Raw genomic sequence first — 25,284 nt, 5'->3', positions numbered from 1 at the left:
TATATGAAGGAAAAGAAATATCTGACAGCAGGACAGTTTGCGAAAATCTGCGGGGTGGAAAAGCATGTATTGTTTCATTACGATGAGATCGGGCTCTTTCAGCCGGTCATGGTCAACGAGAATGGCTACCGATATTATTCCTATCATCAGTACGATACCTTTTCCGTCATCACCAAGCTGAAGAAAATGGGAATGCCGCTGAAGGATATCAAGGTATTTCTGGAGCAGCGCAGTCCTGCAGTGTTTCTGCAGCTGCTGGAGGATAAGTTTGAGGAGGTGGACCGGGAGATTGAAAAGCTGCTTGCCCTGAAGCGAATGATGGTCTATATGAAGGAAAGCACGCTGTTTGCGGTAACGCATGAGGATGAGGATATCACCATACGCCAATATCCCAGAGAGATTCTGCTTTGCAGCGATGATCTGGAAAATGCCTCCAGCCGCAGCTTTGCCTCCTTCATGGAGGAATATATCAGCTTCTGCAAGGAGCATAATGTACTGGTTCAGGAATCTGTGGGCTGTATGATCAAGACAGACAATATACGTAACAGAGATTATCTCAATTTCTCTTATCTTTTTATGAAGATTGAAAAGGATATCCGCCGAAACACACATATCCGTGAAGAAGGGAGTTATCTGTGTGCATGGCATAAGGGTTCCTATGATACAATTCAGAATACCTACGAGCGGATGCTTGCGTATGCTGAGCAATGCAATTTAATAATCGGTCCCTACGCCTACGAGGAATATCTGATTGCCGATATCGCACAAAAGGATCATACTCGGTACGTGACCTATATTCGTATGGATCTGGTGGATTAGAAACAGTTGAACATTTTTTACTCTGTATCCTTATCTGCATGATTATGCTCTAATGCCGGGTATCTATTGAACCCCCTATGGACTGAGGTATAATCCGGCTAACCAGCCTCGGGTCTTTTGATTCTAGCAGGGGTGTTCGTGCACTTACTCTTTTTACATAGTAGGCACCAGTCCCGGAAAATGGCTGATGTGTTTCTTCACCTCCTTTCCCTGTTCTTACTGTCTATCTGCGCAGCTTTCTAATGCTACAGAATGATTTCCCCTGCTTCATGCAGGATACGTTGAATATCACAATGCATGTTAAACAGATGACGGCCCATTTGGACCTTGGACTCCTTTCCTTTTGGTGCTATAAACGTGTATTGTCTACGCATCCAGAACCTCCTACATGCTTCTATACGTTTCAAATCTGCAAAAATTCTGCATTATTTTACAGATAAAGACAGGCACCGATATCCCTGTGATGAGATGGTGGAATTGATTTGCAAATCATGAAGCGCAGACTTTCATAATATGTTTCGCAGCTACAAAGATTCAAAGAAGCCTGTACCAAATAAAAATTTACACATTCTAAAAAACCTCGAAGCTTTCAGCAAATTACTGAACATCATCCGAGGTCCTTATGAAGGTGTAAATTGGTATGCGGCATTGATTTCTGTATATTGCGCCAATCAGCCTGCAGCACACTCGCAGCCAGATCGTTCTCAAGTCATATCAAGCGAACCGGATTCCTTCCTGTTTCATCCAGTAAGCACAAGCGCCAACCATTCCGGCACGATTTCCAAGCTGTGCAAAAGCAAGCTGTGTATGCGCATAGATTTCTTCATTCATATACTGCTTTAGATATGTTTCCATCAGCGGTGCAAACAATTCCTTCTGTGTCATGATACCGCCTCCAAGAATAACGATCTGCGGATTCATCAGACAGGCACAGCTGCTGACGCCAATAGCGATATGGCTGCACAGCTCCCGAATTGCCTGCATACACACAGCATCACCGCGTTTTGCCCGTGCACATATGATTTTTCCATTCAAATCAGCTTCCTTTGTCTGTGCCTCCACATGCTGAACCAGTGCCGTGGTGCTTGCGATATCCTGAAAGTGATGATCCTTTACCCACATGTAGCCGATTTCTCCTGCACTTCCGCTACAGCCACGGTAGATGGTATGATCGATTACCACAGCTCCTCCGATCCCTGTTCCGATTGTCAGCATCAGTACATGAGCAGCACCCTTTCCGGCACCGAAGACTGCTTCTCCCAAAGCAGCGGCATTCACATCGTTCTCCACCCAGCAGGGGATATGAAAGCGGGCTTCCAGCTGCTGTTTAAACTGCAATCCGGTATATTCCGGAATATTATCATTGGCATACTGAATACATCCCTTTTCCGCATCAACCATCCCTGCTGTTGAAATAGCAATACCTTTGATATCCTGTCGCATAGCCTTTGCAATCAGCGACTCAACACGATGCAGGATGCCAGGCCCCTTCAATACTCTGGCATCGCTGCTCACCTCCTCCTGCATCACAAACACCGGCTGGCCCTTTCGCAGTGTAAGGATACCATACTTGATGGAAGTTCCTCCGATATCAAATGTAATAAGCATTCGATTCCTCCTTCATCCTCCGCAGCAGCTCAACAAATTCCCGCTCGGTTGTACAGCTTGACAGACGCTCGACATGTGTTTCTTCCATGAGGATATCCGCAAGCTCACTGATCAGCTCCAGATGACTGTCGGCATCAACTGCAGCAAGCGTGATAATCAGCGATACCGGATCAAATTTCTCACTGCCAAACGGTATCGGCGGCTCTAATGTTGTGAAATGCACCGATAGCTCATTGACACCGCATTCCGGTCGGGCATGTGCCAAAGCAACATGATTTCCCAATACGATATAAGGACCTACGCGATGCACCGCATCAATCATTGCACGGATATAGCGTTCCTCGATTTTTCCGGTTTCCAGCAAATGCTGTGCTGACCTGCGGATTGCATCCTCCCAATCTGCGGCATGAACACCTACCTCGACATTTTCTTCTTTTATCAGTTCTAACATGATGTTTCTCCTTTGCTATGAGGATTGAAACCCGCAATGAGTTCCTTTAGTTTCAGCTCCTTCAAAGAGGAAATCTTACGATAGCAGCCTGTAAAATCACTTGACTCTGTAATTTTGTTTGGTACGATCAGACACGGCATACCTGCTTTATCAGCTGCGATCAGGCCGTTGCGGGAATCCTCTATTGCCAGACATTCTGCACAGGAGCAGCCAAGAAGCTCTGCGGCTTTCAAAAATATATCCGGTGCAGGCTTGATGTGTCTGCTTAATTCCGCTGTGGAAAATGCATCAAAATATTCCAGCAGCTGCAGCCGCTCCAGATGCACCTGCGGTTTTTTTCTGGTCGCAGAGGTCGCAATTGCCAGGCGCAGTCCTTTTTTCTTCGCCGCTGTGACCAGTTCTGTAACGCCCTCCATTGCCGGAAGAGTACGGGTACGCTCAATAAACTCTGCCATTGCCTGTTTCTCAAATTTACGGATATCCTCATCCGTACCAAGCTCCTGCTTCAGGAAAGCAAACAGCCGCTCACTGCTGGAGCCGACGCACACCAGATAATCCTGTATGCTTAAATCATAATGATAGACCTTTTTCAGCCAATCTCTGTATATATAGTACCATTGTGTTTCGGTATCAACAATAACACCGTCAAAATCAAATACGAGTGCCTTTAACATAGAACCCTCCTTTTAAAAAAGGAATCCTCATATACGCGCAGATTCCTTTTTCAGCATTATGATCTCGCTGCCTTGATGCTGTTTACGAGCTCATCATATTCCGGTGCATTCAAATAATCCTCAATGGATATGATTTCGATATCCGGCTGTTTCTCATGTGCCACCTGCCGCAAAGACACGTGCGTCACAATGATATCCGCCTTTGGATCCGGCAGCTCCATGACCCGGGCATGCTCCACCGTGATATCTGTGATTCCGGCCTTTCGCAGCCGCTTGGCTATCACACTCGCGCCCATGGCAGAAGATCCCATCCCGGCATCACATACATACACAATACGCTTTACTGTACGGAAATCCGTCACAGCTTCCTTTTCCTCAAACACAGAGGATATCCGGGATTTCTTTCCCTTCAAAGACTCCATCTGCTTTGCGGCTTCCTTCAGGTTCTTATTTACATCCTCATCATTCTGTTTGGAATGCTTCACAATGACAGCGGCAACCAGAAAGCTGACGGCGGTTGAAGCAAGAACGGCAAGCAGAATCAGCAGCTGATCTCCAGCCGAGGCCATCATCATAATAGTGACGATACTACCAGGAGAGCTGACTCCCACCAGACCGACATTGAACAGTGTAAACAGGAAGGTGCCGGTAATCCCTCCGGCAATTGCAGCCAGGACGGTCAGCGGATTCATCAGGATAAACGGGAAGTAAATTTCATGAATACCGCCGAAGAAGTGGATAATGCTGGCTCCATAGGCATTCGCTTTTGCATTTCCCTTGCCAAAGAAGCAATATGCCAGCAGTATACCAAGTCCCGGCCCGGGATTGGATTCCAGCAGAAACAATACCGATTTTCCGAATTCATTCAGCTGTGTCGTACCAAGCGGCGTCAGGATTCCCTGTCCGATGGCATTGTTCAGAAACAGCACCTTCGCCGGCTCGATGAAGATCGCTGTCAGCGGTAACAGATTGTTGTTTTCCAAGGTGGAAACACCTGCGGAGAACACAGCAGACAGTGACGTAATGGCCGGAGCGATCCAGACACAGCCGATGATTGCAATAACCGCACCAAGCAGGGCAACAGTCAAATTTCCAATCAGCAGCTCAAAGCCGACAGGAATCAGCGGCTCCACAACCGCATCCAGCTTTTTCAACAGCCATGCGGACAGCGGTGCGATTATCATGGCTCCCAGCAGCATGGAAATATCCGCTCCGATGATAACCCCCATTGTGGTAAAGGCACCGATAACAGCACCTTTTTCTCCATATATCATTTTTCCCCCGGAAATTGCGATTAACAGCGGAAGCAGGTACGTGAGTACCGGTGAAATAAAGGCCTTCAGCATATCGTTGGACAGCCAGATTCCCAAAGCGGTCAGAATGCCCCAGCCCATAAACGCTCCCAGATTCGGAAGCACCATGGCACTGAGCTTTCCGCCAAGGCGCTGAGCCTTCACACGCAAAGATACATCGTTTGACATGTTCTTATTCTCCTCTTCATATAATGTAAGCTTACGTTCGCTAAACTTTAACGCATGATACTTGCGCATGCCCCCATAAACGATTGCGTTGTTCAACACAGACAGTCTATTTATAGGAAGCATACATTCGCAGCTTAAAGCGCTACCTCTTTTCCTTCCACGATGGAACGCTCGATGGCATCAACAACCCGCAGTGCATCATAGGACTGCTTTGGAGTAATGACGGATTTCGTATTTGTCGCAACATTGTTTACAAACGCCATAACCTCTTCTGCCAAATCCCCGCATACTTCACCGTTAACGTAGTACCAGTGACGGCTGTCCGGATACTGAACACCCTTTCCGGTAACGAAGCGGACACCGTGATCACAGGAATCCACATAGGCAACGCCCTTTGTGCCAACAAGCTCTACCTTATCATCAATAATTGTCGGAGAGTTTTCCGGAAGTGTCCAGCATGCCTCCATACAGGCTACAGCACCGTTTTCATAGGTAACCAGTGCATAGATCACATCATTCATGCCGTTTTCCTTCAACAGCACACTGCGATTTTTCGCGAATACCTTCACCGGCTGACAATCCATCCACCAGTTGATATAATCAATATCATGAATCATAACATGCATACTCAAATCACTTGCGCCGATATAACGCCGCGGTCCGATAATCGGACTGTTTCTTCTCACGTAGCAGTGAATGATATCCCCCAGCTCATTGCTGTCCAGCCGCTCCTTGATCATGGCAAAGCGCGGATCGAAGCGAAGCAGGAAGCCTGTTGTAAATACTTTATCATAATCCTTTGTAATTTCATATAGGGCTTTCCCATCCTCCAACTCCTTTGCCAGCGGTTTTTCCAGAAGTATATGCTTACCTGCCTGCACTGCCAGCTCCACAGCCTCCCGATGCAGATTGTCCGGAAGTACGATACTCAACGCTTCTATTGCGGTATCCTTTAACAGCTCCTTATAATCCTTATACAATGTGATTCCCGGAAATTCTGTTTCCAGTTCCTTTCTGCGGCTGTCATTAAACTCACACAATGCACACAGCTCCACCTGTGGTAGCTTCTGATAAATCTGGGCATGATAGGTTCCCATCTGTCCTACACCGATAACACCAACGTTGATTTTACTCATAAAAATCCTCCTCTCCTACAGCATGATTCGCTGCCTTGAAATCTCTTTCAATTTCTGACTCCATTGTAGATCCGGATTAAAAAAAAGAGAAGACAACCGTTTTCCATATGAAACGGCAGCCTTAAACCATTGTGCTTCAGCAGCTGTTTCCGTTTCAAACGGCAGCTTCTTCAAATATTCTGCCTGTCGCTTTGCCAGAGGAAACGGCGAAGCCTTATGTTGCTTCCGGATAGTAAAATCTATATAATAAGGGTACCAGGGGGATGTAAGGATGAGGAGGTGGATGCGCTTGTTTCAGTACACGCGATTACAGGACTTACTTGACTACTTTCTGTCACATCAAGGCTACATGTCTCCATCTGTGTTAACCAGACACTTTCAAATATCCCAGCGAACACTGCGCAGCGATATCCACAATCTGAATGAGGAGCTATCCGGCTTTGATGCTCAAATCATCATGAAACGCTCTCAGGGCTATGCCTTGGAGATCAAAGAGGGACAGACACGGGCACTGCTGGAGAATATGCTGGTTAATGAAGAGGAAAAGCAGCTGGATTCTGCCGACAAGCGAATCAACCACATCATTATCAAGATGCTGTATGCCAACACCTATCTCACACAGGATGCGCTGGCGGATGAGGTGTTCGTATCCATCAATACGATAATCAATTATCTGAAAACAATTCGTCTGATTCTCTCCAAATATCAGCTCACACTTCAGACAAAGGCAAACCTTGGCTATATTGTAACCGGTGAAGAGGCGGATAAGCGCCGCTGTATCATTGATCTGATTACGACCAATTATCAGCATTATGAATTCCGGTTTTCTCAGGAACAGACAGCCCTGCTGAATCATGTCAACCTGGAACAGATCAAGGATATTGTCATGGAGTTCAATCGAAAGAACGATCTGCACTTCTCAGACTATAATCTGAAAAATCTGATTCTGCATATCGCATTGTCCATATCCAGACTGCTTGTAGCCAAACCAATCGAGGAGTATGCCATACCGGAGCATGAAGCGCTTCGTACATTGCTGGAGCCGCTCATTACAGAGATTGAGCTTGACTTTCAGGTTGTCTTTACTGCGAATGAAAAAAATTACATTTACTCCCATTATGTATCCAACACAAACGAGCTTCTGGATGCGCAAAAAAACACGGAATACATCCATAATCTGGTCGCAAATATTCTGGATTCCATCTTTGAATCCTATCACTTCGACCTACGTTCAGATTTGATTCTGGAGCATGATCTGACGCATCATCTGCAATCCATTCTGAATGCCAGGTATTATCATCTAAACAAAAAGAATCCGCTGCTGAATACCATTCGCAACAACTATATCCTTGCCTATGAAATAAGCGGAACGGCAATCAAACAGGCATTCGCAAATGAACCGTTTGAGCTAAATGATGATGAAATCGGCTATATCTCTTTACACATCGGAGCAGCCATTGAGCGCTATTTTGATTCCCGTTATCTCAAGCACAAGAAAGCTGTTATCGTATATGACAGCGGGTATGCAGCCGGCAGCTTTCTTGCTTCCAAGCTGAATACGCTATTTAAGGAAACACTGGAAATCATCGGCAGATACCCGTCACACGAAATCGAAGAACAGAAGCTGCAGGCTGCGGATATCGTGATTTCCACCGTTGCCCTCAAGCAGACAGTACTGCCGGTGGTGGTCGTGGATATTCCACTGTCCAGAAGAGATATTGAAAATGTGGCAAGAGCTATCACCATGGATGAGCAGCATCCGATTGATAAGATTGCACAGTTCTTTGATGAGAAGCTGTTTATCAATACAGCTGCAGACAGTAAGGAGGAAATTATCCATACCTTATGTACCCTGCTGCATCAGGAGCATTGCATCAATGATGATTTTGAGGCCAGTGTCCTGGAGCGGGAACAGCGTATTTCCACAGGAATGGATGGTGTGGTTGCCATACCGCATCCTCTCAAAATATGTTCACTGAAAAGTAAAATCGCTGTCGGGGTTTTGCAGCATCCGATCTTGTGGTCTGATAAAGACAGTGCTCAGATTATACTGTTGCTGGGTCTTGCGGATGATGCAAAGAAGGACATAGAGAAGCTGTACGATACCTTTGTCGCCATGACGCACAATGCTCCCTTGCAGGAGCTGCTGTTTCATGCACGAAGCCTATCTGAATTTTTGAATATCCTAAAGCAGAATTTAGATACGGATGCATACTGACGAGGTATGATATGATGAATTTGAATACTATCAAGACACGCAAGCTCTCATTGTACTATAGGGAAAAGGCGTGTTTTTCTATTTCACTGAGCGTCATTCGGAAAACACGTATAACAGTCCAATGATGATGTATTTTCAAACAACATGGATACTTTAGTTTTAACCTAGCAGTCTGGATATTCTCCAGACTATATCTTCAAATCACTTCCTATAGGCCGAATGCTTCAATTTCGTATATGGCCGCTTGTTCAGCATAAAGCCTGATCGCGGTGAATGAAGCGATGCAAAATTAACGCTGTGCAGCATTGGCACATCCTCTGTTGTATACATAAACATTACGCGGGGAGTCAGCTTTTTAAACTACAATGCCGGAGAAGCTGTTTCGCGTAAAAGAACTGTCTGCCTATGAGAATAAAAAAAGCTGTATCCTACTTCTGTAGAATCAGCCTTTCATCAGGTTATGTCAGCATTATTTCATTTCTTTATTCTTCAGCCTTTCTTTTAAAGCTTCATACGTATCACAGTCCAGAATTTGAATAACTGCATCATCCATCTGCTGATCTGACAGAGATCCCACCCATTCATCCTCTATTCCATATTTGTGTACTATAAGTGACTGTAACAATGTCCTTTTCCCTTCATCAAGACCTTTTTGAAGACCTTGTTTAAATCCCCGCTCAAGTCCTGACTTCTCGGCTTCTGCAGTTTGCTCTTCCAAATTGGCCTGTACTGCACGTTGTGCAAATTCCACGGATTCCGCCCAGCTGTATAATGAGCCATCCTCGCGCATCTCATTATATTTTTTCATAGCCACATTCACCATCCTTCTCTTCATGTTTAGTATAGCATCATCCGGATTATATGCAAGTACATAGCAGAAGGTTTCAAACTCCGTCAGGTTCTCTATGCCTCCAACCTCCTTTACACGCTGCCTGATCATCGGTAAAAACACAATCGCGCGATGCAGTGTACCGTTGGGCTCCTCCCGATTATCTTCATCCTTTACCGTATAGTGTCGAATCATGCGCCCTGTGTCTTTGGGCTTGTAATTCATAAAGATAATCTGATAAAACGGCTTCAGCTTTGTGTAATCATTCCCCTGCTTCAGCTGTCTGCCAGCCAGGCGGTAGCCATACTGCTGAAAACGCAGCTGTTCCTCCTTCGTGTACCCGGATACCTGCATTTCCAAATCATAGAGGTGACCTGTTTCATCCTCCAATACAACATCCAGAACCGCTCGTTTTCCGAAAAAGGCTTCCGGCAGGAGCTCCGGATTCAGCACCTGTGTCTTTTGAACCTTCAATCCGTAAATTTCTTCAATGATCCTGCTTCTCAGCATGGCAGAGCCCGCATCCTCACCAATCAGCATATACTTGAAAAATACATCATTGTGAAAGGGAATCGGATACTCCCTTTCCTTCGATTTTTGCATATGTATCATCCTCCTTTTTTGCATATACACTCTTATATACGTATGGAAAGGGCAAAACCCCTAAATTTAACATAATTTTTTTATTATTTTTTACGGTTTCATGTTACGTCAAGCTTATATGAAGTGCTAAAGGGAAAAGCCTGCCTATTTCTTTATTTATATAAGCATCACCGCTTTTTTATTGCCATGTCGGCTAAACGTATGCGATATATGGGATATATAGCTTCCTGTGATATCAAGAAAGACCAGTATCACGTATCATAATCTCCTTATTTTCTTCCCGTATGCTCATGTTAAGAAAAAGAGCATACTTCCTGATTGCATCTATAAGAATCAACAAGAAAAAGCAGAAGTCTTTTATCCTCCTGCCTTTCTTATATACCTTTCTGCACACAAAGAACCGAAAGACTACATGTAGCCTTATACCTGTACATTTCCTGCACCGTAATCTTTATAAAGTGCAGGCAGGCCTTGTATGGTAAATGAAAAATCAGCTCATAGCCCATTAGATCTGTTATCCTGTCTCTGCATAAGAAAGCCTTTCAGCCGGCTGTTTTCTCATTCGCCCATGCTCTTAAATTTGCTAAGCGCGGTTCAGGATCAAAGCCCATTTCCTTCCCCATGTTGGCGCACATTTCACAAGGAAACTCCTTACACTCCCCGCAATGCTGCAAATGCTTTTCCTCACAGCAGGTCTTTACCTGACAGGGACTCCCCCAGAACGGCTGCTTCATGGCATTGCAGCCAAGACAATGCACCGCTTCCTTTCTTTCACATGTTGTACAATCCACACCACATCTTGATGAACACATCATGTACTCCTTTCTCTGCCTTAAGGCAGTTCCTTCATTTTCTCTAAGCCGTCACTGCTCTTTAGGTCCTCGCACAGAGTATGGCACCAGGTAAGCAGGGTTTCACAAACGCTCAGCTGCTGCTCAAGAATACTCCTTCCCACATAGGGAATTTCCTTTTTCGCATCCCTTTGCATGCTCAGATATGTGCGTGTGTCCTGCAGACTTTGCGCTATTCGCTGAACGCACTCCAGCCCCTCTTCCTTATCAACCTTGTTCAGACTGACAACCACAGCATTAAAATCAAACAGGATTTCAAATGGCTGTGCACTGATTTCATGCATCAGCTCATGGAAATATTTTCGACCCTCACGAGTCAATGAATAGATGCTTTTCTCGGGCATGTTTCCCTCCCGCTGCCGCTTCGTCATCAGATATCCCTTCTGCTCCAGCACTCTCAGCTTTTTATAAACAGAAGGTGAGCTGATTTTCACCCAGTGAGAAAGATTACGATATTCCACATGCTTCTGGATATCATAGGCACTGCGGGGCTGATCATACACCATACCCAGTAGAATCAAATCAATGGAGGATACCACACCATCACCTCTTTTCCTATATACTACTATACTGTACACTATATGTCAATAAAAAAAGAGTGCCTATCCCTTTCTCAGGATACAGACAGCCTCTTTCAGATTATCCTCATTGAAATACTTGTCCCGAACCTGTACAAAATGGTCTTTGAAGCTGCGCTCCATATCCAGGTCATCGATCACCACATAGCGTTTAATTTCCGGATATCCCCACAAATACATTTGAATTTCTTCTGCTTTATTACCGGTATCCATCGTTACATCCACCAAATACCTGTCCAGCCCATGCAGGGAAAACAGCAGCTTCAAGGTTTCCAGCGAACGGTGAAGCCGCCATGAGGAGGTCAATACAATGGATGCATGGCAGGTTTCGGCAAGCTGCCGTATATAACGGCTGGCTTTTGGATACCAGTCCAGATCCACAGCAGCGATGTCATAGGCATTCACCGGTGCAAAGCGCTGATCCTGTGAAATATAGTAGGCCTTTAATGCAGCTGCATCACTGCGCAGATATTCATGAGAACCCAGCGGCATCAGTACGCCGTCGATATCAAGGAAGATGATGTTCATGCCCCAGCTCCTTTGTCCAATGGTTCAGTATATGAAGCGCCTGTCGATAACTTTCTTCATCAAGGATGTCCGGCGTAACCACATCATGTCCGGGAAATGCCTTCCGCATGGAGATATCATCCAGAATGACGTAGTTTTCCACTGCCGGATGCGCATCCAGATAGCGCTGTATAGCTCCTTCCTTGAAGAACATTTCCTCATTATCTGTCATCTCAACAATATAGCTGTCCAGTCTCCACAGGGAAAACAGCCGCTTCATTTCATCCAGATTCCGCATGCACTTCCATGAGGTTTCCAGCACGATTTTTGCACCGCTTTGCTCACAAAGTCTGCGCAGCCGCTCTACCGCAGCTATCTGGAAACCGCAGACCACACTGCACAAATCCCAGTCTGTTATCCCTTCCGTGGAAATCCCTTCTTTTTGTAATCTGCTTCGCACAGCCTCCGCATGAAAACAGCTTGTCCTTCTGGAAAAGCAGGGGTACAGTACACCGTCGATATCAAGAAATATAACCTTCATGACGATTCCCCCTTTCTTACTCTCAGTATATCATGAAAACCCTTTCCCGTTTCTGAAAAAGTCTTTTTCTTTTTGCACCTGCAGGTTTATGTATTCCCGCACAAGGCATACTATGTATGACAGGAGGTTTTTATTTATGAATTTAGAGCTAGATGGCAGAGTCGCACTGGTCAGCGGCTGCTCGCAGGGTCTTGGATATGCCTGTGTACGCACACTGGCCAGACATGGTGCAGATATATTCGGCGTCAGTATCGGTGATGATTCCGCGTTGAAAAAAGAGGTGGAGGCGCTGGGAAGATCGTATCATTCCCTCACCGTATCCCTTACGACACCCGGCAGCATTCATGATGTCATGAAGGAAGTGCTTGCCGCCTATGGACATGTGGATATACTATTGAACTTTGCAGGCATTCTGAAAAAGGAGGATACTCTGGAAATCAGCAGACAGGCATTTCAAAGCGCCCTGGATATCAATGTAACTGCGGCGTTTACACTTTCCCAGGAGGTTATACGCCAGTTTATCAGGCAGGGGCATGGAGGTAAAATCATCAATGCATCCGGAATCCTGCCCTATGGTACCAGCGAATACTGTGCCTATTTCACCAGCAAGGGTGCCGTGGAAGCAATGACGAAATATATGGCACATGAGTTTGCGGGCAGAGATATACAGATCAACGCAATCACACTGGGCTTCATGAATGAGGGAAACCGGCTGCAAAGCGGAGATGGACAGAATGATGATTTGTCTGTCTTAAAGGAAATTCCCGCAGGACGCTGGGGTACCTGGCAGGATCTCGACGGTCTGCTTCTTGTACTTTGCAGTGCTGCAGGGAATTACATCAATGGTGCCTGCATCCCGCTGGATGGCGGCTACAGTATCTGATGCTATGTAGGAATGGACTGCTTTCCATTCCTTTTTTCATCTCTCATTCCAAAAACATCGCTACGACCCATACCAGAAACAAACCGATCAGCAATACAAGCAGCAGGGTCAGGTAAGCCAGTATGATGTCTTCTCTTTTGGGTTCCATCCGTTCCACCTCATGCTGTACTATGCAGTTTGCTTCCATAAATCTAGGCCTTTATCCTATAGAAAAGAAAGTAATGTTAAAAACATGAATTTTTAGACCGATAAAATTCCGTATTTGATTACTTTTTCTTATGAATGTTACTTTTTCAGATATAATAATGCCGGGCATATTCGGGGAGAGTACATGCCCACAGGAGGAAGACATGAAAAGAAATCAAATTGATACGGATTTGGGTGCCGCAATCAAGGAGGGCATCATACTAAACAATATGACACAAAAGCAGCTCGCAAAGGCTCTTCATATATCACAGCAGACGCTCAGCTGCTACATACACAACCAAAGAACACCGAATATACATGATCTGGTGGCCATATCCCAGATTCTGAATCTGGATATTTATGTATTACTTGGCTTAAAGAAGGACATACCGGATCATCTGGATCATATTATATACAAAAATATAATGAAGCTGGATCACAAAGGCAAAAAGATGGTATACGATTACGTGGAGCGTTTGTTGAAATACAGCTGTCCGCATTAAAAAAAAGCGCCGGCTTTTGCACAGGCGCACGACTGCCTCCAGCCTGCTTCAGAAGATACAGGCTGCCAGATATGCCGTAATACAGGACGCTACCGCAACACTCAGCAGGCCTTTTCCCTGATATGCCAGTACCAGCCCCACAAAGCAGCCGGCACAGCTTGCCAGCGTGTGACCGGTAGCCGTAAAGATGGCTGGAAACGTCATGGCTCCCAACACGGCATAGGGTACATAAAATAAAAAGGATTTTATAAAAGGACTTTTGATTTCCTTCTGAAAAAAGGTTAACGGAAGCATACGGATCAGATAGGTAACGACTGCCATTACCAGAATGTAAGGAAGATACTCAGTCATGCTGCACCTCCTCCACCGGAAAGAACCATGCCCCAAACGCAGATGCGGCGATTGTACAGATAATGATGACGAACCCGGAGCTGACAGGTACAACTGCCTGCATAGCGGCAAACAAACAGCTTAGAATCACAGATAAAAGCAATACGATACGCACGGAGCGCAGCTTTCTGGCCGGAGGTATGATAATGGCAAGGAACATTCCATAAATGGCGATACCAAGGGCAGACCGGATTGCTTCCGGAAGCAGCGTACTCGCCGCTCCCCCCAGAAAGGTACCCAGTGTCCAGCAGAATACCGGAAAGGCGATAAGTCCTGCCATATACCATTTCCCGACACGCTCATACGTACTGCTGGCAAGAGCAAAAATCTCATCGGTGACGCCATAGGCTATCAAGGCGCGCTCATGTGTTTTCATATGCCGGTCGACCTTCTGTGTCAGTGACAGGGACATCAGGGCATAACGCAGATTGATGATAAACTGTGACAGAGCCAGCTCCACATAGGAGCCGTGCGCCAGCATCAGCGTCAGACCGGAAAACTGCCCGGCACTGGTTACATTCGTTAAGGATATCACAACGGCAGCCTCCACCGGAATCCCGTTGGAAACCGCCATCATACCAAAGGTAAAGGATACAGACAGATAGCCAAGCCCAATCGGCACACCGTCCTGAATTCCCTTTCGAAATCTATTCTCCACAACTTCCAATTTCATACACCCCGCAATACTTAGGTAACATTATACAAGAATTTTCCTTGTTTTAAAAGGGTGAATCCCGAAACTGAGAAAAGAATACATATAGACAGCCTTACGGGTGCACAAATTCAGCGTTTCGGTGATACGCCATTGCCACTGACAGTGTATGCAGATGTTCGTAATAAATATAAGGAACGGATGAAGCAAATGTTCTGCGAGCACATGATCGTACTGAGAGGAATGCGTAATACATTGCAATCGGTAACACCACGCATCAGCAGTATTGCTTATAAAGTCTCTGTCCTGATTGAACATGCAGCTTACACAAAAACGAATCTATTAAGAATACTGCTTTCCTGTGAAAGCATTTTTCATTTTTGCAGCATCAAGAACATTATAATGCTTCCCTTTCCTTCAGTAAAAATACAAAAGAATCCTTTTCTTCATAACAGGGAAAAGGACTCTTGTTTACCTGAGCTTTCGTATCAGACAAAAATGAACCGCTCGATGACCTCCGCTACCGCACCTTCATTATGGTCGGCTGTACAGACATAATCACACATTTCTTTGATTTCCGGAACCGCATTTGCCACAGCGGCTGAAAGTCCTGCCTCCCTTAGCATTCCCACGTCGTTGAAGTTATCACCAATGGCGATGGTTTCCGACAGGTCAATCTGCAGATGCTCACACAAATCACGCAGACCAAGCCCCTTATCCACACCATTTGGATTCAGCTCAAGATAGCGGTTGCTGGAAAAAGAGACAGCAACCCGCTGATTGGTAAGCGCATGCAGCTGGTCAGCCAGTGTGTGAAGATAGGGGATATCCGTATTCTGAAACAGAATCTTTGTTATCGGTGTACCCTTTAAAAAGGCAAGAGACGTTTCCTCACATACGATGGAATCCGGCTTGAAAGAAAACAGCCAGGATCGCTCATCCTCATTCAGATGAAACGCATACACATCCTCCGCTGTAAAAACCTGTATGCAGACATCCTGTTCAATACCGAAGGCAAACAGCCTTTCAGCGATTTCATAAGGCAGCTCATGAAAGGAAAGCTTTCGGTAGTTCTTATTCTCCGTCACAACACCGCCGTTATTGGAAATCGTGTACTCCTGTTCAGCATCATATACTCCCAGCGTATGCAGCACATTATCAATACAGGTGTAGCCCCGTCCGGTTGCCGGTACAAACCGCACACCATACTCCCGCTCGGCACGCTTGATGGCCGCTATATTTCTGGCGCAGATTTCCTTATCCGTATTTAAAAGTGTTTCATCCAGATCACATGCAATCAGCTTATACACTCGCGCTCCCTCCTGCCTTTTTCTGATAATTCTCCTTCAGCCACATCGCCACAGCATCCGCATCATGATCACCGATCACCGCTGTTGCTGTGTTTTTCAACTCCTCAATGGCATTTTCCACCGCATAGCATTCATCGCTGATTTGAAACATCGGCAGATCATTGATGGCATCCCCAAAGGATATCACCCGGTCATATCTGCCTTTTTCCTTCAGCTCCAGAATTGCCTGCGCCTTGGAAACTCCTCGCGGCATGACCTCCAGCCAGTATTCCTCCCGGTACAGCTCCTGTTGAAAAACAATCACATAGTCGGTTGTTTCCTCCAGATATTCATACATCGGCTTTAAAAAGGAACCGTCGTGAATACAGGTAAAGTAGAAGACATCCCCCTCCAGCAGCTGCTCTGTGGTATCCACCTTGCGAAAACGCTTGTCATAGGGGCGGGATTCCATGTAGTATTTCCCACCTTCATGCATCCCCTCCTCCATATAGCTGACCCTTTCCCTTCCATCAATGTAGGAATAAACAAAGGGTATCATATCATGCCTTAACAGATAGTTCAGAATATCCTGTGCATCCTGTCTGGTAAAGGAATGCGAATACAGGATATCATGAGAATCCGGATCCAGCAGATAGACCCCATTGTATACGATTAAAGGTGTACGAAGATGGAGTCCCCTGGATACCAGTGAAGCAGACGTTATGGAACGTGCTGTCGCAAAGGTGAATTCCATTCCCTCCTCCACCAGAGCATTGATTGTCTCAATCGTTGTATCGGTTAATGCAGTGTTGCTGTTGAGCAGTGTACCATCCAGGTCACTGACGTAAAGTGTCTTCATGACGTGTACCTCCTATTTTTTTATGAAAGCAGAAATAATACAGACCATAGGTTATAAAGAGAAACAGAAAGAATACCAGTGTAAACTGCAGACTGAAGGTATCGCTGCCCTGCACGATTTTTTCAATCAGTGAGGATGGATGCATGATATCCCAGGAATTCAGACGCAGAAACCGTCCCAGATACACCCCATAGCTGCTCAGCAGACAAATCAGGGCGGCAAGCAGCCAGGTGCGCAGCTGACCCAGCCTTTCCGCCGTGAATTCGTGCAGCAGATAGAGCGAACGATAGCCGCTCATGATGCCGAAGAAGATACCGACAGCCAGATGCAGCAGCTCCAGCCAGGGGAGAAGCTCACGGACATAGACACTTCCGGTTTCCTGAAAGATATAGAAGGTCAGCGGTGAGATATGTATAAAATCCGTAATCAGATACGGTACATTGGGAAACAGCAGCAGCCAGCAGAGAAAGGCAGCCAGCATACCAAGGTGATGACGACGCTGCTGTGCCGCAAAAAACAGCGTCATAAACAGATAGGGTAACAGAGCGAGAAACACATTCCATACAATTGCTCTGTGAATAAATATACCGCTTCGCTCATAGACATAAAGACTCACCAGTGCATAGGCACCAAGTGCAGCCAGAAGCCAGAAATTCTGCTTCCATAGCTTTTTCATCATGGACAGCCCTCCCTCGTTCATCAGTATAGCATATATTCTACAGCCACCGTTTATCATTTCCATGACATTCTTCATCTTTTCTTTCTTACCGATTCGTGATACATTATACTATATCACACGCAAGAGAGGTATCTTTATATGAAGAAAAGTGAAAACAGTAAAATTCTACCCTATACAAAAAAACAGATCGCTTCTGTTATTCTGCATCCGGAAACCTGCAATATACGTGGTTATCAGGTATATAAAAAGCTGGATGAGGATAACTGGATTGAAGATTACGGCGATCATTTTCTAATGAAATTCTATTTTACAGAGGTGAGTGAGGATCGTATCGTTATGGAGCGGTATCCGTTCGCTCAAAGCAGTGTCCATGTTACCAAAACCATATTTGAAATGAAGGATGCGGACAATGGTCAGGTGGAGCTGAGTATCAGGGAAAAGGTTACCAAAGGGGATTTCGTACGAAAAATCACAAAGGTCATAGAGAACCATGATCAAAACGACACCTATTATATGGATTTGATCACCAGAATACAGAAATACTGTGCAAAGAGGAAATAAGATAGGCATTTCCTCTTTTTGTTTATTGATTTTATAAACAAATAGTGATAATATCATATTGTAGTTTATTGTTTTAATAAACAGAAAGGAGATATGTTTATGAAAAGTGTGAATTTGGACATATTTTATCAGGCAGAACCATTTACCATCCATCGGATGCCGAAAAAACAGGAACCACGCAAATCAATACTTGCACTGGCGGCTGCACAGCTGCCCAATCGTGATCTCAGTGAGTGGGAATTGAATGAATTACTCAAGCCAATGTACGAGGATTTTGTAGAGCTGCGCCGGTATCTGGTGGATTATAAGCTGTTGAATCGCAGCAGGGACGGAAGCCGCTATCACATTTGTAAATCATATGGTGATACGATAAAGTAGTTGAAAAAGAAGCTGTAAAGTCTATGACAAAGTCTTTCGTATAGATTTTTACAGCTCTTTTTTATGCTTTTAAAATTGTATAAAGAAATAACTTTAATGAAAACATGATGCAACTACACGCTCATTTTAAAACCTAATCCTTATGTCCTTTATGCCGTCTGAAACAGATGATTTCCTGTATCAGGAAAAAAACCAGAATGGCGATACATATATTCACACCTGTAAACCAATCTACGTTTCCACCGAAATTCAGCGAAATAAAATAAGCAATCAAACAGCCAATCCATACGCCAATAAAGGTTTTTATTAGACGGCTTATTCTTTTATTCATTCTATCCCCTTTCTTTATCTATGATAAGGACAGCATAGATAATCCAAGCTCCATTAATTTTCGTGCATATCTATCTTTCCACTTCTGAGATGTATAACTTCCGACTTTTTTTGTACATTTAGCATCTTCATATACAGTATAAGAGTAATAGTGCCATTGATAATCTGTCGATACATATTGTGTAAGCCGAATATAAAACTTTGTATGTCCCTTGTTTACCAGTGCGGAAACAGAACTTACTAATGTTGCTCCTATAGCTCCAAAATTTGAACCGACAATCCCTCCAAGTACAGTAATAAAAACAGATCTGACATCTATAGCATTATTTATTGTGACAGAATCCAGAGTAATCGTTCCTAGATTTATCCACGAGTGCTCCGGGTAAGGATTACTTGCCCTAAATGCTACAGGAAATTCTGTTGCATGTACAATAGATGTAGGTAAAACACATGTATACAACGCTGATGTTAAAATAAAAGTCATAACTATTTTACTTATTTTTTTTATGTAATTATCCTCCTTAAAATATGCAAATTTTAAATATATATTTTCTAAAATTACGCTCATTTAATGACTTACCTTGCAACAGAAATCAACAGTATATCGTAAGAATAATCTATTAGCTTTAGAAATGTTTTTAATCCCCCATTGGTCTTTCCCTTGTTTACTTAATGTAAAACCCTTTCTATATACATAGTATATAATAACTAATGAGCTGAAGTGAAAAGTTAAATTCCACTTTCAAAAGGCGAATAAAAAATGTGGAACTTTCTTCTACAGAAGTCTATACAGAGCATAAATATAGCGTTAGAAAGGGTTTCAAATAGGTAGAAGTAAGTAAAAATGTGAAGAAAGTGGTCATTGTGCGAATGATAGATAAAATGGATAAGCGCACTGAAAATAGGCTCCATTATGCCTATGTATAACTAAATTCCACTTCCATTTTATAGTTACACTATAAATAACTGTTCTTTGCCGCCGCTCTTATCATTCTTTATATCATCTGTTTGTTACTTATGAGTCAATACGCTTGGGCGAAGTATCACTTCGTCCTTATCTATTTTCTGTAGACCAAATTCATAAAGTTTCTGCGCTAATTCCGGACACATGAACTCACATAGCTCAAATGGGGATTTTCCATTCAAATGTTCCTTGGCACTGGAATTGATATGTGAGATGGCTACATTCAAGGAAGTCTGATCGGTCAGGCCGATACTGCGTAAGTCTACTTCGTTAGGTAATATATAACGTAATTCACGATGCATATTTTCCAGGCTTCCTTTCTGCCCGGACTGCATAGGGTCGCAATAGAAGACTCGTGTCCTTCTGGTACCATCGTCTCTTTTTTCCATATGCTCAGCATCAGTAAATTCACCTCCGCGATCGGTGAGTGTTATATGAGCTTCCTGTTCAAACAGGCTTTTTCCAAGGATGGAATCAAGAACGGCTAGTCCGTCAACCATATCTGCAGCAGTCTTCGTGTCGTGATATACAGCAAACAGGAGCCCATATTTGATGAATTTGAAAGTCTGGATAAACGGCCCATTGGAAATGTCATTGTAGACTGTATCCATTTGTAAAATGTGTGTGATTTCCTCAGACTCAACATAGGATTGGTAATCTGTGTAAAGCCGTCCAACAAGGAATTTACGGTCTTGTCGTTTTTTATAGATCGTCTTCTTCTTAGCGGTCATTTTTCTTTTGACTTTTATACGAAGGTCAATGTTAGCAATGCCAACACATTCGAATACACCTTGTTCAATATAGTTGTAGAGTGTCTTCTCACTGATTCCAAGTTCGGGATGTGCAGCTATGATCTGATAAGGTGAATGACCTTTTAATAGAATCAAGAGGCTTGATGGTATTGCCTAGCTCTACAGCTTCTGATGAGGTCAGATTGATTCCGGTTCGAGACTCAACGAGTTCGCTACGGTATTCCTCATAGGCGATCGTAGGTTTATAGAGGTATTTATCAAAGCGGCAGCTTTTCAGTTTCTCACAGCCATTACAAGCTCCCGGAGTACGATCTCTGCGTTTACAGCGGAACTTAGAATAATCAGGGCAGTTGACAGTACAATTCTTTCTCTTAAACTTACAGTGAGCATAGTTCTCGCATTCTAGAGAAAGTGTAGATTTATGAGAGAGATAACGGTGAGCACGGATTTCCTTACCTATCGTAGATTTATCTTTGCCTAGATTATCAGCAATAGCTTTTTTAGAAGAACCATTAACGATGCCGATCGCGATGACATTGCGATCGTCCTGAGTCAGATGTTTGTTTTTGTTCGTTGCCATATTCATCACCCTTTGTAATGTGTATGATAATAACCAGCGGTTACCTTCATCATAGATATAAAAAAGGATATATGAAAGACTAAATGCAATTGTAAGTGTAAATTCAACTAGATTGTTGTGTAAGAGTCTTTTCTACTTAGCTACTTTGAAAGTGGAATTTAACTTTTCACTTCAGCTAATAACTAATGAAGAAATATAAGACTTACATAGCATTGATTAATTTGTTATAATATAATTATAATGCTATAATTAACCACAGTCAGCGATTACTATCTTTTCCAATTTATTAGATAATATGATTATCTTAATATATTCGAATCATCTTCCTTTTATGTCTATATATCATTCTTTTTTAGCTATAATGGCGTATCAATAAAAAAACTTATCAGACACATAATTTTTGGCTCCGAATATGCTCTAAATTTTAATAAATTTTATATCTAATTTTTGATTATCCGCATAAACACTATACATTCAAGCATTTTGAGGTATAGAAAAAAACTCATTTTACCACGAATTTACCACGATTGAATGAGCCTTGATATGACAGTAAAACCACTATGGGAGATAGCACAAATAACTGTGTATCTCCCAATTTTCTTTTATACAGTTGATTACTTCACTCGTATTTCAAATTTCAAGATTGCTTTCATCATATCTGTATAAACTTCTCCTTTTAGTTCTTCATCAACCTGCATAATGATTTTACCACTTTCACAGTGGTAAAACGGTCGCAAGCATAATTTAGAAATATAAGCGTCATAAAACTTCAAAATTTCTCTGATTGCCACCTCATCTCCGCTTGACGCTCTGCAAATCAATTCAAAAGAGGGATAGCCATAATCTTTGCTCATTCTTTTTACTTCCTTTCGCTTAAAAGCATTTTTAACTTCTTTAGTCCTCTACTTCTTCTGCTAAAAATAGCAGAACGTGATACATGGTACAATTCTGAAATTTCTCTGTCATTCATGCCTTGAAAATAACGTAATAAAATCGTACTACGCTGTTTTTTCGATAGCATATTTAAAGCTGTAGCGAGTTTTTCATCTGTTACACAAATCGTAAAATGAAAAACTTGAAACGATACATAATCATAAATGTATGTATCAACTGTTCCCTGTTCAAGCCGTTCTGTTTCTGACATTTCGCAAAACAGAACTTCATTTTTAGAGCGTTTCATAATCTGCTTTTTATGATATTTTACCCTGCCCTTAATGATAATCATCATCAAAGAATTAAACTGCAATCTGACAATATCCTTGAAAGAAGATGTATTCATAAGTTCACCCCCCCCCTTTCTGCAAAAACTGAAATATACAAACGGAATATTTCAATACGGGAAATAGAAATACCGTCTATACCTTTGGTTTCGTATCAGAAAAGAAAGTGTCTATGAAAAAAAGCCCGCACAAAACATATTGTTTTGCACGAGCCTTTATATTGAAAAATAAAAGTAAGATGTTTTAATTACTATTAGTATCTATCTTCTTTAACGCTTCTAAAGTTATATCTAAATTGTCTTTATGCCAATTTTCTAAAGTGATTCCAGCTTTTTTTGATGTCAAACTGCCAGAAGTTCGTAAATTGCTTAGCTCTTTTTGCTGTGTTGATAGTCGAATAATATCTGTATCTGTTGTAATTGAAATGATATAATTCAATAAATCTTCTGAAATCTCAATACTTTTAATTCGAGAATATGGAATTACTAAAAGTTCTTCTTTTTTTAACGTCATATTCAATGTCATAAGATTGAATGGTATTAACACAATTTCATGCTCACAAAGTTGTAGTACATAAAATTCCGAATTGAAAAATTCGAGAATCTTTGCACTCAAATTATGCGGAGCGTATTTTACAATAATACATTTGTTTTCAAGTGCTTTCAATCCAGCCTCATTTATAACCTTATAGACCTTTTTTTCTGTTGCCATAATACATTCCTCCTTGAGTTTTTATATTCGCCCTTATTTTATACTATTTCATTCTAAAAGTAAAGTATTTCTTACATTTAGAAGCAAAAAAATTCTTGCTCTCATTTAGATGAAAAACAAGAAATCTTTTATTTATTCAATTTTATTTAAAATTAAAATTGCAATAATCTCAATAAATATCATCGTATCATAAAGCCATTGGATTACATTGGCACAAAAAACATAACCTACTTCCAAAGTATCAGGCACCATTGCTCCAACTGCTTTTGCAAGTAAATTTGCCATAATTATAAAATAGATAAAGGCAATCGCACTAGCTTTTCCTTTAATTTTCCACCCACGTTCATCTCGATTTTGTTTTCGTACAAACATTACAATCAATATCAATGTAAGTGGCAAACTTGCCCATGCACCAATTATCAAAACAGTTTTACTGTTAAATACATTCCATAAAAATTCGTATAATGATAACACAGTCAATCCTCCCTAAAATCAAATAAATCTTCAATCGTTACATCAAACACTTTCGCAATACTGTATGCCAACAACATAGAGGGATTATAACGATTTCTCTCAAGCTGTATAATCGTTTGTCGTGATACGCCTACAAGGTCAGCGAGTTCCTGCTGGCTCATTCGTTTTGTCGCTCGGTAAACATGAATTTTGCTATCAAACGAATATTTATTTTTCTTTGCCACTCATACACCGCCTTTATCGTAATTTTCCATTTCCGATTATAACATATTTCTTACATTTTGTGTGGCTGTTTTTAATACCTTATGAGAAAATCGTGCAACTATCCCTTTTTCCCTCTTGATTACCCAACACAGAACAGAAAAAGCCCTGTCAAGAGCTTTGCCACCATTGGTGGTGCTTTGCACTCTTGATCGGGCTTTTTGTTTGCTGTATCTTCTCACAAGAGGAAAAAGATTACTCGTCCTCATCATCAAAATGGTTATTCCCTAATACTTCCCGTAACAGTTCCATATCTTCTTTTGAGTTGGGGTTTATCCGTTTCACGAATTGAAAAGGTGTTTTATACTTATGTCCCTCTATGCTTTCCCCAAACATATCCATGCTGTATAAATCATCATATCGGTCTAACAATCTTTGAAACTTCAAATGCTGGATAAATTCTTTAATTGGGTAAAGGTCGCCTGCCTGTATGTTATTTCCGTTGATGTAGTCGGTAATATATTCCCGTAACTTTTCTAACTCATATTCCAGCCATTCTTCCTCACTATCAAAAAAGTTGTCATAATGCCCGTGTTTCAGTTCTGTATTTAGGCGTTCTTCGGCTCTTAGAAACTGACAGACTTCCTTTTCAGCCTGATTGATATATTTCCATTCCCCCGACAACAGTTCATTGGGCGTTACGTCCAGCACTTCCATTATCTTTTCCAGCGTATCATAGGCAGGATAATTCAATCCTCGTTCAATCTTGGAAAGGCTCTGCATATTGATACCGATTTTGTCCGCAAGCTCCTGCTGTTTCATTCCTCTGTATTTTCTGATGGTCTGTATGTTGTTTCCCAAAAAATTTATTTTCACTGCATAACCCTCCGTAACTCTGTATATCTTCTTATTTCGTTTCCGTTATAAGTCTATCATGCTTAATATGGTTTGTAAAGACAAAAAAAGATATTGACAAATAAGCATACAAGAATTATTATGTGTTTGTAAATAATTAAGCACAACAGAATGAAATATAAAACCATTTAAAAAGTAAATCCTATCTGATTAAACCCGTAGATATGAATATCGGTTGATATGGCATGGTTAGAAAAGGACAAACAGGGTTTGCAGACAAAGCATTGCAGGACTGCTGGCGTGCGTCAGCGACAACGCCATGACGGCTCTGCCGTCAAAGGACGGAAATGCTTTGTCTGCTGGCGAGCCTGCGAGCCTTACCTGTGCCCCCGTTATCTAACAGGGGGGCACTATTACAAGCGAAACTATCCAAAAACCATACAATCCCAAAGCTGTGAGGAATAATAAGAAGTTTTAAGAAGATAGTGTATATCATACTTTTTGAAAATAGGTTTACAGGT

At 42.6% G+C, this 25,284-nt stretch carries 33 protein-coding genes; 7 read left to right on the top strand and 26 right to left on the bottom strand.

Annotated elements, in window-relative coordinates:
* Window positions 1-3 precede the first annotated feature (3 nt).
* Window positions 4-819, top strand: coding sequence for a MerR family transcriptional regulator (locus ACG3M1_RS05590; protein ID WP_002608021.1), 816 nt, complete (start codon window positions 4-6; stop codon window positions 817-819).
* Window positions 820-1,064: 245 nt separating this feature from the next.
* On the opposite strand, the gene ACG3M1_RS05585 is transcribed toward ACG3M1_RS05590, so the two are convergent.
* From ACG3M1_RS05585 to ACG3M1_RS05560, 6 genes are all read right to left on the bottom strand, one after another.
* Window positions 1,065-1,193, bottom strand: coding sequence for a hypothetical protein (locus ACG3M1_RS05585; RefSeq protein WP_009269606.1), 129 nt, complete (start codon window positions 1,191-1,193; stop codon window positions 1,065-1,067).
* 340 nt (window positions 1,194-1,533) lie between these two features.
* A complete protein-coding gene (locus tag ACG3M1_RS05580; protein WP_009269607.1) occupies window positions 1,534-2,427 on the bottom strand; it encodes an ROK family protein in 894 nt (297 codons plus the stop codon).
* On the bottom strand, window positions 2,411-2,878 hold the full coding sequence (locus ACG3M1_RS05575; protein ID WP_002608016.1) for a PTS sugar transporter subunit IIA: 468 nt from the start codon (window positions 2,876-2,878) through the stop codon (window positions 2,411-2,413). Before ACG3M1_RS05575 ends, ACG3M1_RS05580 begins: the two co-directional genes overlap by 17 nt.
* Window positions 2,872-3,552 carry an HAD family hydrolase gene (locus ACG3M1_RS05570; protein WP_142419950.1) on the bottom strand — a complete coding sequence of 227 codons (681 nt, stop codon included), beginning with the start codon at window positions 3,550-3,552 and terminating at the stop codon, window positions 2,872-2,874. The genes ACG3M1_RS05575 and ACG3M1_RS05570 overlap by 7 nt, the downstream gene beginning before the upstream one ends.
* Before the next feature lie 56 nt (window positions 3,553-3,608).
* The gene (locus ACG3M1_RS05565; protein WP_009588024.1) at window positions 3,609-5,033 is read right to left on the bottom strand and encodes a PTS mannitol transporter subunit IICB; all 1,425 of its coding nucleotides are present in this window, start codon (window positions 5,031-5,033) and stop codon (window positions 3,609-3,611) included.
* Window positions 5,034-5,167: 134 nt separating this feature from the next.
* On the bottom strand, window positions 5,168-6,169 hold the full coding sequence (locus tag ACG3M1_RS05560; protein ID WP_009588031.1) for a Gfo/Idh/MocA family protein: 1,002 nt from the start codon (window positions 6,167-6,169) through the stop codon (window positions 5,168-5,170).
* A 271-nt stretch (window positions 6,170-6,440) separates the two neighbouring features.
* Here ACG3M1_RS05560 and ACG3M1_RS05555 point away from each other — a divergent pair, with 271 nt between their 5' ends.
* On the top strand, window positions 6,441-8,387 hold the full coding sequence (locus ACG3M1_RS05555) for a BglG family transcription antiterminator (protein WP_224720926.1): 1,947 nt from the start codon (window positions 6,441-6,443) through the stop codon (window positions 8,385-8,387).
* A gap of 469 nt (window positions 8,388-8,856) precedes the next feature.
* Here ACG3M1_RS05555 and ACG3M1_RS05550 read toward each other — a convergent pair whose 3' ends face one another.
* From ACG3M1_RS05550 to ACG3M1_RS05530, 5 genes are all read right to left on the bottom strand, one after another.
* On the bottom strand, window positions 8,857-9,819 hold the full coding sequence (locus ACG3M1_RS05550) for a PD-(D/E)XK nuclease family transposase (protein WP_008819661.1): 963 nt from the start codon (window positions 9,817-9,819) through the stop codon (window positions 8,857-8,859).
* Between the two features lie 542 nt (window positions 9,820-10,361).
* Window positions 10,362-10,631, bottom strand: coding sequence for a DUF3795 domain-containing protein (locus ACG3M1_RS05545; protein WP_002608008.1), 270 nt, complete (start codon window positions 10,629-10,631; stop codon window positions 10,362-10,364).
* A 20-nt stretch (window positions 10,632-10,651) separates the two neighbouring features.
* Complete coding sequence (locus tag ACG3M1_RS05540) at window positions 10,652-11,209, bottom strand: PadR family transcriptional regulator (RefSeq protein WP_008819659.1); 558 nt, start codon at window positions 11,207-11,209, stop codon at window positions 10,652-10,654.
* A gap of 63 nt (window positions 11,210-11,272) precedes the next feature.
* Window positions 11,273-11,776: an HAD domain-containing protein gene (locus ACG3M1_RS05535; protein ID WP_009587996.1), complete on the bottom strand. Its 504-nt coding sequence runs from the start codon at window positions 11,774-11,776 to the stop codon at window positions 11,273-11,275.
* A complete protein-coding gene (locus ACG3M1_RS05530) occupies window positions 11,757-12,296 on the bottom strand; it encodes an HAD domain-containing protein (RefSeq protein ID WP_009588015.1) in 540 nt (179 codons plus the stop codon). Before ACG3M1_RS05530 ends, ACG3M1_RS05535 begins: the two co-directional genes overlap by 20 nt.
* A gap of 136 nt (window positions 12,297-12,432) precedes the next feature.
* On the opposite strand from ACG3M1_RS05530, the gene ACG3M1_RS05525 reads away from it, so the two are divergent.
* Together ACG3M1_RS05525 and ACG3M1_RS05520 are read left to right on the top strand one after the other, a co-directional pair.
* Window positions 12,433-13,179, top strand: a complete 747-nt coding sequence (locus ACG3M1_RS05525; protein ID WP_002608004.1) for an SDR family oxidoreductase — start codon at window positions 12,433-12,435, stop codon at window positions 13,177-13,179.
* A gap of 350 nt (window positions 13,180-13,529) precedes the next feature.
* Entirely contained in the window at window positions 13,530-13,868 is a 339-nt protein-coding gene (locus tag ACG3M1_RS05520) for a helix-turn-helix domain-containing protein (protein WP_008819656.1), read from the top strand.
* A gap of 48 nt (window positions 13,869-13,916) precedes the next feature.
* Here ACG3M1_RS05520 and ACG3M1_RS05515 read toward each other — a convergent pair whose 3' ends face one another.
* The 5 genes from ACG3M1_RS05515 to ACG3M1_RS05495 form a co-directional block, all read right to left on the bottom strand.
* Window positions 13,917-14,219 carry an AzlD domain-containing protein gene (locus ACG3M1_RS05515; RefSeq protein WP_002608001.1) on the bottom strand — a complete coding sequence of 101 codons (303 nt, stop codon included), beginning with the start codon at window positions 14,217-14,219 and terminating at the stop codon, window positions 13,917-13,919.
* A complete protein-coding gene (locus ACG3M1_RS05510; RefSeq protein WP_036745228.1) occupies window positions 14,212-14,931 on the bottom strand; it encodes an AzlC family ABC transporter permease in 720 nt (239 codons plus the stop codon). Before ACG3M1_RS05510 ends, ACG3M1_RS05515 begins: the two co-directional genes overlap by 8 nt.
* A gap of 467 nt (window positions 14,932-15,398) precedes the next feature.
* Entirely contained in the window at window positions 15,399-16,220 is an 822-nt protein-coding gene (locus ACG3M1_RS05505) for an HAD family hydrolase (RefSeq protein WP_008819653.1), read from the bottom strand.
* Window positions 16,213-17,058 carry an HAD family hydrolase gene (locus ACG3M1_RS05500; RefSeq protein WP_195301802.1) on the bottom strand — a complete coding sequence of 282 codons (846 nt, stop codon included), beginning with the start codon at window positions 17,056-17,058 and terminating at the stop codon, window positions 16,213-16,215. The genes ACG3M1_RS05505 and ACG3M1_RS05500 overlap by 8 nt, the downstream gene beginning before the upstream one ends.
* Window positions 17,036-17,737: a DUF1361 domain-containing protein gene (locus ACG3M1_RS05495; RefSeq protein WP_002607997.1), complete on the bottom strand. Its 702-nt coding sequence runs from the start codon at window positions 17,735-17,737 to the stop codon at window positions 17,036-17,038. The genes ACG3M1_RS05500 and ACG3M1_RS05495 overlap by 23 nt, the downstream gene beginning before the upstream one ends.
* 138 nt (window positions 17,738-17,875) lie before the next feature.
* On the opposite strand from ACG3M1_RS05495, the gene ACG3M1_RS05490 reads away from it, so the two are divergent.
* The gene (locus tag ACG3M1_RS05490; RefSeq protein ID WP_002607996.1) at window positions 17,876-18,298 is read left to right on the top strand and encodes a hypothetical protein; all 423 of its coding nucleotides are present in this window, start codon (window positions 17,876-17,878) and stop codon (window positions 18,296-18,298) included.
* A 99-nt stretch (window positions 18,299-18,397) separates the two neighbouring features.
* The gene (locus tag ACG3M1_RS05485; RefSeq protein ID WP_008819651.1) at window positions 18,398-18,676 is read left to right on the top strand and encodes a DUF2087 domain-containing protein; all 279 of its coding nucleotides are present in this window, start codon (window positions 18,398-18,400) and stop codon (window positions 18,674-18,676) included.
* A gap of 133 nt (window positions 18,677-18,809) precedes the next feature.
* Here ACG3M1_RS05485 and ACG3M1_RS05480 read toward each other — a convergent pair whose 3' ends face one another.
* The 10 genes from ACG3M1_RS05480 to ACG3M1_RS05435 form a co-directional block, all read right to left on the bottom strand.
* The gene (locus ACG3M1_RS05480; protein WP_008819650.1) at window positions 18,810-19,007 is read right to left on the bottom strand and encodes a hypothetical protein; all 198 of its coding nucleotides are present in this window, start codon (window positions 19,005-19,007) and stop codon (window positions 18,810-18,812) included.
* An 18-nt stretch (window positions 19,008-19,025) separates the two neighbouring features.
* Window positions 19,026-19,574 carry a hypothetical protein gene (locus ACG3M1_RS05475; protein WP_395815006.1) on the bottom strand — a complete coding sequence of 183 codons (549 nt, stop codon included), beginning with the start codon at window positions 19,572-19,574 and terminating at the stop codon, window positions 19,026-19,028.
* 443 nt (window positions 19,575-20,017) lie between these two features.
* Window positions 20,018-20,857: a transposase gene (locus tag ACG3M1_RS05470; protein WP_395815003.1), complete on the bottom strand. Its 840-nt coding sequence runs from the start codon at window positions 20,855-20,857 to the stop codon at window positions 20,018-20,020.
* Window positions 20,790-21,302: a helix-turn-helix domain-containing protein gene (locus tag ACG3M1_RS05465; RefSeq protein WP_395815000.1), complete on the bottom strand. Its 513-nt coding sequence runs from the start codon at window positions 21,300-21,302 to the stop codon at window positions 20,790-20,792. Before ACG3M1_RS05465 ends, ACG3M1_RS05470 begins: the two co-directional genes overlap by 68 nt.
* Before the next feature lie 614 nt (window positions 21,303-21,916).
* Window positions 21,917-22,156, bottom strand: a complete 240-nt coding sequence (locus ACG3M1_RS05460; RefSeq protein ID WP_002350350.1) for a helix-turn-helix domain-containing protein — start codon at window positions 22,154-22,156, stop codon at window positions 21,917-21,919.
* A gap of 5 nt (window positions 22,157-22,161) precedes the next feature.
* Window positions 22,162-22,581, bottom strand: a complete 420-nt coding sequence (locus tag ACG3M1_RS05455; protein ID WP_009269612.1) for an RNA polymerase sigma factor — start codon at window positions 22,579-22,581, stop codon at window positions 22,162-22,164.
* Between the two features lie 184 nt (window positions 22,582-22,765).
* Window positions 22,766-23,233 carry a hypothetical protein gene (locus ACG3M1_RS05450; protein WP_002350348.1) on the bottom strand — a complete coding sequence of 156 codons (468 nt, stop codon included), beginning with the start codon at window positions 23,231-23,233 and terminating at the stop codon, window positions 22,766-22,768.
* Window positions 23,234-23,365: 132 nt separating this feature from the next.
* Window positions 23,366-23,707, bottom strand: a complete 342-nt coding sequence (locus ACG3M1_RS05445; RefSeq protein WP_009269613.1) for a hypothetical protein — start codon at window positions 23,705-23,707, stop codon at window positions 23,366-23,368.
* 2 nt (window positions 23,708-23,709) lie between these two features.
* Window positions 23,710-23,931 (bottom strand): helix-turn-helix transcriptional regulator, encoded by a 222-nt coding sequence (locus tag ACG3M1_RS05440; protein ID WP_002349979.1) that lies wholly within the window; start codon window positions 23,929-23,931, stop codon window positions 23,710-23,712.
* Between the two features lie 232 nt (window positions 23,932-24,163).
* Complete coding sequence (locus tag ACG3M1_RS05435) at window positions 24,164-24,784, bottom strand: helix-turn-helix domain-containing protein (protein ID WP_009269614.1); 621 nt, start codon at window positions 24,782-24,784, stop codon at window positions 24,164-24,166.
* 219 nt (window positions 24,785-25,003) lie between these two features.
* On the opposite strand from ACG3M1_RS05435, the gene ACG3M1_RS05430 reads away from it, so the two are divergent.
* Window positions 25,004-25,228: a hypothetical protein gene (locus ACG3M1_RS05430; RefSeq protein WP_395814997.1), complete on the top strand. Its 225-nt coding sequence runs from the start codon at window positions 25,004-25,006 to the stop codon at window positions 25,226-25,228.
* Window positions 25,229-25,284: the final 56 nt, after the last annotated feature.

This window comes from Clostridium sp. 10cd* (genome assembly GCF_044336395.1).
GTDB classification, from domain to species: Bacteria; Bacillota_I; Bacilli_A; order Erysipelotrichales; family Erysipelotrichaceae; genus Clostridium_AQ; species Clostridium_AQ innocuum.
Note: the sequence above shows the minus strand (reverse complement) of the source record. Positions and strands in the feature narration are given on the sequence as shown.

What these genes read in the sequence shown, in the direction of transcription:
- ACG3M1_RS05575 (WP_002608016.1), bottom strand. Translation starts at nt 2,878, where the DNA reads ATGTTAGAACTGATAAAAGAAGAAAATGTCGAGGTAGGTGTTCATGCC.
- ACG3M1_RS05545 (WP_002608008.1), bottom strand. Translation starts at nt 10,631, where the DNA reads ATGTGTTCATCAAGATGTGGTGTGGATTGTACAACATGTGAAAGAAAG.
- ACG3M1_RS05455 (WP_009269612.1), bottom strand. Translation starts at nt 22,581, where the DNA reads ATGAATACATCTTCTTTCAAGGATATTGTCAGATTGCAGTTTAATTCT.
- ACG3M1_RS05515 (WP_002608001.1), bottom strand. Translation starts at nt 14,219, where the DNA reads ATGACTGAGTATCTTCCTTACATTCTGGTAATGGCAGTCGTTACCTAT.
- ACG3M1_RS05525 (WP_002608004.1), top strand. Translation starts at nt 12,433, where the DNA reads ATGAATTTAGAGCTAGATGGCAGAGTCGCACTGGTCAGCGGCTGCTCG.
- ACG3M1_RS05550 (WP_008819661.1), bottom strand. Translation starts at nt 9,819, where the DNA reads ATGCAAAAATCGAAGGAAAGGGAGTATCCGATTCCCTTTCACAATGAT.
- ACG3M1_RS05465 (WP_395815000.1), bottom strand. Translation starts at nt 21,302, where the DNA reads ATGGCAACGAACAAAAACAAACATCTGACTCAGGACGATCGCAATGTC.
- ACG3M1_RS05565 (WP_009588024.1), bottom strand. Translation starts at nt 5,033, where the DNA reads ATGTCAAACGATGTATCTTTGCGTGTGAAGGCTCAGCGCCTTGGCGGA.
- ACG3M1_RS05495 (WP_002607997.1), bottom strand. Translation starts at nt 17,737, where the DNA reads ATGATGAAAAAGCTATGGAAGCAGAATTTCTGGCTTCTGGCTGCACTT.
- ACG3M1_RS05480 (WP_008819650.1), bottom strand. Translation starts at nt 19,007, where the DNA reads ATGAATAAAAGAATAAGCCGTCTAATAAAAACCTTTATTGGCGTATGG.
- ACG3M1_RS05490 (WP_002607996.1), top strand. Translation starts at nt 17,876, where the DNA reads ATGAAGAAAAGTGAAAACAGTAAAATTCTACCCTATACAAAAAAACAG.
- ACG3M1_RS05475 (WP_395815006.1), bottom strand. Translation starts at nt 19,574, where the DNA reads ATGAGCGTAATTTTAGAAAATATATATTTAAAATTTGCATATTTTAAG.
- ACG3M1_RS05430 (WP_395814997.1), top strand. Translation starts at nt 25,004, where the DNA reads ATGGCATGGTTAGAAAAGGACAAACAGGGTTTGCAGACAAAGCATTGC.
- ACG3M1_RS05590 (WP_002608021.1), top strand. Translation starts at nt 4, where the DNA reads ATGAAGGAAAAGAAATATCTGACAGCAGGACAGTTTGCGAAAATCTGC.
- ACG3M1_RS05570 (WP_142419950.1), bottom strand. Translation starts at nt 3,552, where the DNA reads ATGTTAAAGGCACTCGTATTTGATTTTGACGGTGTTATTGTTGATACC.
- ACG3M1_RS05500 (WP_195301802.1), bottom strand. Translation starts at nt 17,058, where the DNA reads ATGAAGACACTTTACGTCAGTGACCTGGATGGTACACTGCTCAACAGC.
- ACG3M1_RS05560 (WP_009588031.1), bottom strand. Translation starts at nt 6,169, where the DNA reads ATGAGTAAAATCAACGTTGGTGTTATCGGTGTAGGACAGATGGGAACC.
- ACG3M1_RS05535 (WP_009587996.1), bottom strand. Translation starts at nt 11,776, where the DNA reads ATGAACATCATCTTCCTTGATATCGACGGCGTACTGATGCCGCTGGGT.
- ACG3M1_RS05530 (WP_009588015.1), bottom strand. Translation starts at nt 12,296, where the DNA reads ATGAAGGTTATATTTCTTGATATCGACGGTGTACTGTACCCCTGCTTT.
- ACG3M1_RS05555 (WP_224720926.1), top strand. Translation starts at nt 6,441, where the DNA reads ATGAGGAGGTGGATGCGCTTGTTTCAGTACACGCGATTACAGGACTTA.
- ACG3M1_RS05485 (WP_008819651.1), top strand. Translation starts at nt 18,398, where the DNA reads ATGAAAAGTGTGAATTTGGACATATTTTATCAGGCAGAACCATTTACC.
- ACG3M1_RS05450 (WP_002350348.1), bottom strand. Translation starts at nt 23,233, where the DNA reads ATGGCAACAGAAAAAAAGGTCTATAAGGTTATAAATGAGGCTGGATTG.
- ACG3M1_RS05580 (WP_009269607.1), bottom strand. Translation starts at nt 2,427, where the DNA reads ATGCTTATTACATTTGATATCGGAGGAACTTCCATCAAGTATGGTATC.
- ACG3M1_RS05585 (WP_009269606.1), bottom strand. Translation starts at nt 1,193, where the DNA reads ATGCGTAGACAATACACGTTTATAGCACCAAAAGGAAAGGAGTCCAAG.
- ACG3M1_RS05460 (WP_002350350.1), bottom strand. Translation starts at nt 22,156, where the DNA reads ATGAGCAAAGATTATGGCTATCCCTCTTTTGAATTGATTTGCAGAGCG.
- ACG3M1_RS05520 (WP_008819656.1), top strand. Translation starts at nt 13,530, where the DNA reads ATGAAAAGAAATCAAATTGATACGGATTTGGGTGCCGCAATCAAGGAG.
- ACG3M1_RS05510 (WP_036745228.1), bottom strand. Translation starts at nt 14,931, where the DNA reads ATGAAATTGGAAGTTGTGGAGAATAGATTTCGAAAGGGAATTCAGGAC.